6 protein-coding genes are annotated in these 6,680 nt (G+C 74.1%); 2 read left to right on the forward strand and 4 right to left on the reverse strand.

Annotation, left to right across the window (positions count from 1 at the left end; genetic code table 11):
* Positions 1–2: 2 nt before the first annotated feature.
* The 4 genes from ACIPXC_RS33345 to ACIPXC_RS33360 form a co-directional block, all read right to left on the reverse strand.
* Complete coding sequence (locus ACIPXC_RS33345; RefSeq protein WP_401625780.1) at positions 3–959, reverse strand: RluA family pseudouridine synthase; 957 nt, start codon at positions 957–959, stop codon at positions 3–5.
* A gap of 18 nt (positions 960–977) precedes the next feature.
* The gene (locus ACIPXC_RS33350) at positions 978–2,525 is read right to left on the reverse strand and encodes a serine hydrolase (protein ID WP_401625783.1); all 1,548 of its coding nucleotides are present in this window, start codon (positions 2,523–2,525) and stop codon (positions 978–980) included.
* A gap of 488 nt (positions 2,526–3,013) precedes the next feature.
* Positions 3,014–3,853 (reverse strand): siderophore-interacting protein, encoded by an 840-nt coding sequence (locus ACIPXC_RS33355; protein ID WP_401625786.1) that lies wholly within the window; start codon positions 3,851–3,853, stop codon positions 3,014–3,016.
* Between the two features lie 47 nt (positions 3,854–3,900).
* Positions 3,901–4,806, reverse strand: a complete 906-nt coding sequence (locus ACIPXC_RS33360) for a 5'-3' exonuclease H3TH domain-containing protein (RefSeq protein ID WP_401625798.1) — start codon at positions 4,804–4,806, stop codon at positions 3,901–3,903.
* Between the two features lie 219 nt (positions 4,807–5,025).
* On the opposite strand from ACIPXC_RS33360, the gene ACIPXC_RS33365 reads away from it, so the two are divergent.
* Positions 5,026–5,661: a helix-turn-helix domain-containing protein gene (locus ACIPXC_RS33365; RefSeq protein WP_401625789.1), complete on the forward strand. Its 636-nt coding sequence runs from the start codon at positions 5,026–5,028 to the stop codon at positions 5,659–5,661.
* Between the two features lie 5 nt (positions 5,662–5,666).
* On the forward strand, positions 5,667–6,386 hold the full coding sequence (locus tag ACIPXC_RS33370) for a helical backbone metal receptor (RefSeq protein WP_401625792.1): 720 nt from the start codon (positions 5,667–5,669) through the stop codon (positions 6,384–6,386).
* Positions 6,387–6,680 lie beyond the last annotated feature (294 nt).

Genomic DNA, 6,680 nt, shown 5'->3' on the forward strand with positions numbered 1-6,680 from the left:
CCCTAGGCGCCCGCCTCCCAGCCGGGGCGGTCGTGCCAGGCCTGGAGGGTGCGGGTGCTCTCGAAGCGGTGGGCGGTGCCGGTGACCGGGTCGGTGAACGCCAGGACCCGGGCGAGGAGTTGCAGGGGGCGCCGATAGTCCTCCGGAGCCGGGTCGGTGACCTCCGGGTAGACCGGATCGCCCAGGATGGGCAGACCCAGGCCGTTCATGTGCACCCGCAGCTGGTGGGTGCGGCCGGTGTGCGGGGTCAGCCGGTAGCGGCCCAGGCCGCCGCGGACGTCGACGAGTTCGACGAGGCTCTCGGCGTTGGGCGGGCCGGGGACCTCGGTCGCGGCGATCACCCCGCGGACCTTCTCGATCCGGCTGCGCACCGTGCACGGGAAGGCGAGCGCCGCATCGCGGGGCGCGAGGGCCTCGTACTCCTTGTGCACCTCGCGCCGCTGGAAGAGAAGCTGGTAGGCGCCGCGGTCCTCGGGCCGGACGCTGAACATCACCAGGCCCGCGGTGAGCCGGTCCAGACGGTGTGCCGGGCTGAGCCCCGGCAGGTCCAGCTCCTCGCGCAGCCGGGCCAGGGCGGTCTCGGTGATGTGGCTGCCGCGCGGGGTGGTCGCCAGGAAGTGCGGCTTGTCCACGACGAGGAGGTGCTCGTCCCGGTGGACCACGCGGACCGCGAACGGCGCCCGGGGCTCCGGTTCGGTGTCCCGGTGGAACCACAGGTAGCCGCCGGGCTCGTACGGGTCCCGCGCGTGCAGCACCCGGCCACCCGGGCCGAGGACCCGGCCGGCCGCCAGCAGCCGCGCCATGGACTCCTCGCCGCGCGTGCCGGCGTAGCGGGCCGCGAGGTAGCTGCCGAGGTCCGGCCAGGTCCGGCCGGGGTCGGACGGCAGCCGGAGCCGGACCGGGTCGATACCGGCCCGCTGGGGGAGGGGCGAGGGGGGCGGCGGGGTTCTGCGTCTCATCGGGGACAGGCTATGCGGCTACTGCCGGGTGAAGGTGCCCAGGTGGTCGGCGTCGAGGTACTCGACGCGGAGCGTGCCGTCGGCGAAGGTCACCCCGGTGCGGCCGACGGCGTTCTCGCCCGTGGTCACGAAGCTGAAGGTGTCGCCGTCGTAGTGGGTCAGCGGGAAGCGCATCGGCTTCGGGCCGAGGGCGAGGGTGAGGGCACCGTCGTCGTCGGCGGTGACGGTGGCCCGGCCGTAGTACGGGTTGTCGTAGGTGCCGGTGTACGCGGCGCTGTCGCGGGCCGGCTCGGCACCGGCGGGCGGGTGGGCGTAGTCGGTGGGGGAGCGGCCCGCGGCGTCCATCTGCGCGTAGGCCGAGGCCACGAGCGGCATCCAGTCCGCGGTCGGCCTGCCGTGCTCGGCGGTGTCGAAGAAGTCCAGGGCGACCGCGTCGGCGAGGCCGACCGGGGCACTGTTCGTCAGGACGACGATGCCCAGCCGCTCCAGCGGGAGCATCGTGACATTGGTGTTGGCGCCCAGCTCGAAGCCCCCGGAGTGGCTCAGGCGCAGTCGGCCCGCGTCGTCGTAGGAGACGTTCCAGCCGAGCCCGTAGAACTGCGGGGTGCCACGGCCGGTCACGGCCTGGGAGACGATCTCGGGCACGCGGGTGCGGGTGAGCGCGTCGGCGGGGATGATCCGCTTCCCGTCGAGTGTGCCGGTGTTCAGCTGGAGCCGCAGCCAGCGGGACATGTCGCGGGCGGTGGAACTGGTCCCGCCGGCCGGCGTCTGGGCATCGGCGTCGCGGACGTAGCGGGGGCTCCAGGTGCCGTCCGGGTTCCGTACGTGACCCGACGCCCGGTCCCGGGCCTTGGCGTAGGCGTCGAACTCGGTGCTGGTGCTGGTCATCCCGGCGGGCTTGAAGAGGGTTTCCTCGCTGAGCTGCTGCCAGCTCACGCCGTGGTTGCGGGCGACGGCCTCGGCGCCGGCCGTGAATCCGAAGTTGGTGTAGGCGTAGCTTGCGCGGAACGGGGACAGGGGCTGTTCGCGCAGGTGGCCGAGGATGTACGACTGGTCGTACCCGAGGTCCTCCAGGAGGTCCCCGGCGTGGTCGGGGAGGCCGCTGCGATGTGAGAGCAGATCGGCGGGGGTGACGTGCGAGGTGACCCAGGGGTCCTTGAGGGCGAAACCGGGCAGGGAGGCGCCGAGGGGCTTGTCCCAGTCGCCGGGATCGGCCAGCGCGCCGGCGATGACGGTGGAGCTGACGGGCTTGGAGACGGAGGCCAGCTGGAAGACGGTGTCGGGGTCGACCTTGGCGCTCTCGCCGGTGCGGCGGAGGCCGAAGCCCTTCATGTAGACGACCTTGTCGTCGTGGACGACGGCCACCGCGACACCGGGAACGCCGGTGCGGCGCATCTTGTCCGTGACGGAGCCGTCGAGGCCGGCGACGGCCCTGTCGACGGCGGCGTCGGTGAGCTGGGGGCGGGGAGCGGGGGGTGGGCTCGGGGCCGCCGTTGCCGCCATGGCGGCCGAGGCGGTGAGGAAGGCCGCGGCCCCTGCCGCTCCCAGGGCGCGGAGCGAACGCATGGGGACATTGTCCCGCCGTACGGCCTGCGGCGCGCGGCGGGGCGGCCGGGCCGCCGGCGACCGCGGGTACGGCGGCCCCGGCGGGTGCGGCGCCGTTGCAGGGGCGCTGCCCCCGGACTCCGGGCCCCTGGGCCACAGGGCCGGTGGGGTGGGGAAGGCGGGGTGTTGTCCCTGGCCCCGCCCGCCTCGAACTTCCTCCGGTACCGCGGGCAGGTGTCCGGGCGGGGCGGGACGGCGGGGCGCTGCCCTCCCGGGCCGCGAATGCCGGTGGGGGTGGGGCAAGCGGGATGGTCTCCCCGGGGCCCGCGCCTCACGTCGGCGGGGCTGAGCGAACCGGAGGGCGGGCGGGGCCGCAGTGCGCGGGCTTCGGGCCGGGGGGCCTTGGGCTTCGCGGTCGGGTGGCCGCAGGGTCGGCCTGCGGCCGGCCACGGGCCGGGACCGGTGCGGAACGGAGGCGGATCCCGTGACCGCCGACCGCCCCGGAGGGGTCAGGCGGCGGCGCGGTGCTCTTGTTCGGCTTCGACGGTCGCGTTCCAGTCCCGCTTGATCGCGCGCCAGCCCTCGTCCGTCTCGCCCAAACGCCAGTAGCCCGAGATCGAGAGGCGTTCGCGTGCGATGCCGCGCTCCAGGCGGAGGTGGCGGCGCAGGTCCTTGACGAAGCCGGCCTCGCCGTGGACGAAGGCGTGGACGTCCGTCGAGGGGAACTCCATGGCCTGGACCGCCTCGACGAGGGCTTCGCCGACCGGACGGGCGCCGCGGTGGAGCCAGACCGGTACGACGCCGTCGGGGGTGGCGACCTTCAGCTCGTCGGCCGGGCCGTCGATCTCCACGATGGCGTGGACCCGCGCGCCCGCCGGCATCCGCTCCATGGCCGCGGCGATCGCGGGCAGCGCGCTCTCGTCGCCGACCAGGAGGTGCCAGCCGGCCGCCGGGTCGGGGGCGTAGGCGCCGCCCGGGCCGAGGAAGTGCACGAGCTCGCCCGGCCGGGCCCGGGCGGCCCAGGGGCCGGCCAGCCCCTCGTCGCCGTGGACGACGAAGTCGAGGGTCACCTCCCTGTGGACCGGGTCCCAGTTCCGCACGGTGTACGCGCGCTGGCGCGGCCACTGCGCGCGCGGAAAGTCGCCGCGGATACGTTCCAGGTCCCACGGAGCGGGGTAGGTGACACCCTCGGGAGCGAAGAGGAGTTTCACGTAATGGTCGGTGTACTCGCCCGCGCCGAAGTCGGCCAGGCCCTCACCACCCAGCACGAGCCGCACCATGTGCGGCGAGAGCCGCTCGGTGCGTACGACAACGGCGGTGCCGACAGTGCGGCCGCGTCCTTCTGCCACGGTATCCCCTGACTCCCATGAAACTTAGCCTTACCTAAGTTAGCACCTCAGGGGCGCAGGGCGCCGCTCAGACGGGACACAGCACCGCCCAATCCCCACCGATGGGCTAGCGCGTCGACCAGCTCGGGCTGCGCCGGGGCCGCCGGAAGGGCCGCGTCGAACTGCGGAAGCGGCACGTCGGAGGCCACCTTGACCACCTTCGGGGCCACCGCCAGATAGGGCCGTGACTCGTCCAGTCGCTTGCGCTGGGTGGGGGTCAGCCTCGACTTCGGGTCGTCCACGGCCGCGACGATCCCGGCCAGGTCCCCATAGGCGTCGAGCAGCTTCGCCGCCGTCTTCTCGCCGATGCCGGGGACGCCCGGCAGGCCGTCGCTCGGGTCGCCGCGCAGCAGGGCGAGGTCCGCGTAACCGGGGCCGTCCACCCCGTACTTCTCCCGCAGCCACGCCTCGTCGGTCACCTGGAGGGTGCCCACGCCCTTGAGCGGATACAGCACCCGCCGCTGCCGGGCGTCGTCCACGAGCTGGTACAGGTCCCGGTCACCGGTGACGATGTCGACCGGGCCCGTCGCGCGGGAGGTGAGCGTCCCGATCACGTCGTCCGCCTCGTACCCCGCGACTCCGACGCGGGCGATGCCGAAGGCGTCCAGGGCGGCCTCGATGATCGGCACCTGCGGGGCGAGCGTGTCCGGGGTCTCCTCCACATCGGGGCCCGTCTCGGTCTCGACGGCGACCCGGTGGGCCTTGTACGAGGGGATCAGCTCCACCCGCCAGTGCGGCCGCCAATCGGCGTCCATGCACGCGACCAGGTCGTCCGGCCGGTGGTCCTGCACGAGCCGGGCGATGAAGTCGAGGAGCCCGCGCACGGCGTTGACCGGGGTGCCGTCGGGGGCCTTCACGGAGTCCGGCACGCCGAAGTAGGCGCGGTAGTAGAGGGAGGCGGTGTCCAGGAGCATCAGGCGTCGTGTCGTCACGGAGACGATGATGCCGCAACGCGTCATGGCGCCCCTCCTGCCACCGGGCGCCCCCGCACGCGCCCGACCGCCCCCCTGAACACCACGCACCGTGAGCGGGTCGGTACGGGAAGACCGGTGCGGGCGAAACCGGGGGCGGTTGCTGCGTAAGGTGCTTACAGCACACCGATGTGCGACGGACATGGGGAGGGCAGCCCCGAGATGAATGACAGGGACGGCACGGACGGCCTGAGCGGCAAGCTGGACGACAGGGACGACAAGAGCAAGGACGGCAAGGAACCGCTGCGGGTGGGAGTGGCCGTGCGCAAGCGCCGCCGCGCGCTCCACCTGACGCTGGCCGCCGTGTCGGCGCGGAGCGGTCTGTCGGTGCCCTTCCTGAGTCAGATAGAGAACGAGCGGGCCCGGCCCAGCATGCGTTCCCTGGAGCGCGTCGCGGACGCCCTGGAGACCACGGCCGTCGAGCTGCTGGCCGCCTCCGACACCGCGCGCACGGTGGACCTCGTACGGGCCGGTGACGAGTCCGGGCTGACCCCGGTGCCGGGCGTACGGCCCCTCGTGCGCGGTCACCACCAGCTGCACGCACTGGAGTTCAGCGGGGACCAGGACGCCGGGCGCGAGTACCAGCACCGCAACGACGAACTGATGTACGTGGTCGAGGGCGCCTGCCAGGTCGAGGCCGAGGGCCGGGCGTACCGGCTGGAGAGCGGCGACGCGCTGTTCCTCTCCGGGGGCGTGCGACATCGCTGGCGGGCCGTCACCGAGGACACCCGGATCCTGGTGGTCGCGGTGGGCGACCACATCCACGCGACGTCCGAGCCCCCGTCCCCCGGGCAGTGAGCGGCGTGCGGCGCGTCGTGTCGCTGGTGCCGTCGCTGACGGAGGCGGTGGCCGTGAGCGCGCCGGCTCTGCTGGTCGGGGTCACCGACTGGTGCACGCACCCCGCGGACCTCGGGGGTGCGCAGCGGATCGGCGGGACGAAGAACCCCGACGTGAGCCGGATCGTGTCGCTCCGCCCGGATCTGGTGATCGCCAACGAGGAGGAGAACCGGGCACCGGACCTGGACGCGCTGCGCGCGGCGGGCGTGGAGGTGCTCGTCACCGAGGTCCGCGACCTTCCGCAGGCGCTGCGGGAACTGGACCGGGTGCTGGTCGGGGCGCTGGGCCTGGCGAGGCCCGGGTGGCTGGCGGACGCCGAGGCGGCGTGGGCCCGCGCGGAACCGGTGGGAGAGCTCACGGCCTTCGTGCCGGTGTGGCGGCGGCCGTGGATGGTGCTGGGCCGGGACACCTTCGCGGGTGATCTGCTGGCGCGGCTCGGCGTGCGGAACGTCTACGCGGGGCATGCGGAGCGGTACCCGAGAGTCCCGGCGGAGGAACTGGCCGCGGCCGGCTGTGATCTGGTGGTGCTGCCGGACGAGCCGTACGCCTTCGCGGCGGGCGATGGACCGGAGGCCTTCCCCGGTCTCCCGGCGGCCCTCGTCAGCGGCCGGCACCTGACCTGGTACGGGCCGTCGTTGGCGGAGGCGCCGACGGTACTGGCGGAGGCCCTGCGCGCGGCGCGCTGACGTTCCGCTGCGGTTCCGCTGCGCGGGCTCGGCGGTACGGGTCGGCTTCCGCCGGGGCTGGCCACTCCTGTGGCGGGCTCGGCGGTGTGGGTAGGGCTTCGGCTGGCCGGTGGTGTGGGGCGCGGGTCGGCTCCCGCCGGGTGCGGCCACTGCTCCTGCGCCGGACTCGGTGGTGTGGGTGGGGTTTGGGCTGGTCGGTGGTGTGGGTCGGTGCCCCGGCGGAGTGTCTCCTCGGCTCGGCGCGGACTCCTTGTCCCGGCCAGGCGGCCTTGGTCGCGCCTCGTCCTGCGGGGA

Origin of the sequence: Streptomyces sp. NPDC090021, assembly GCF_044748225.1 — a bacterium.
GTDB lineage: Bacteria > Actinomycetota > Actinomycetes > Streptomycetales > Streptomycetaceae > Streptomyces.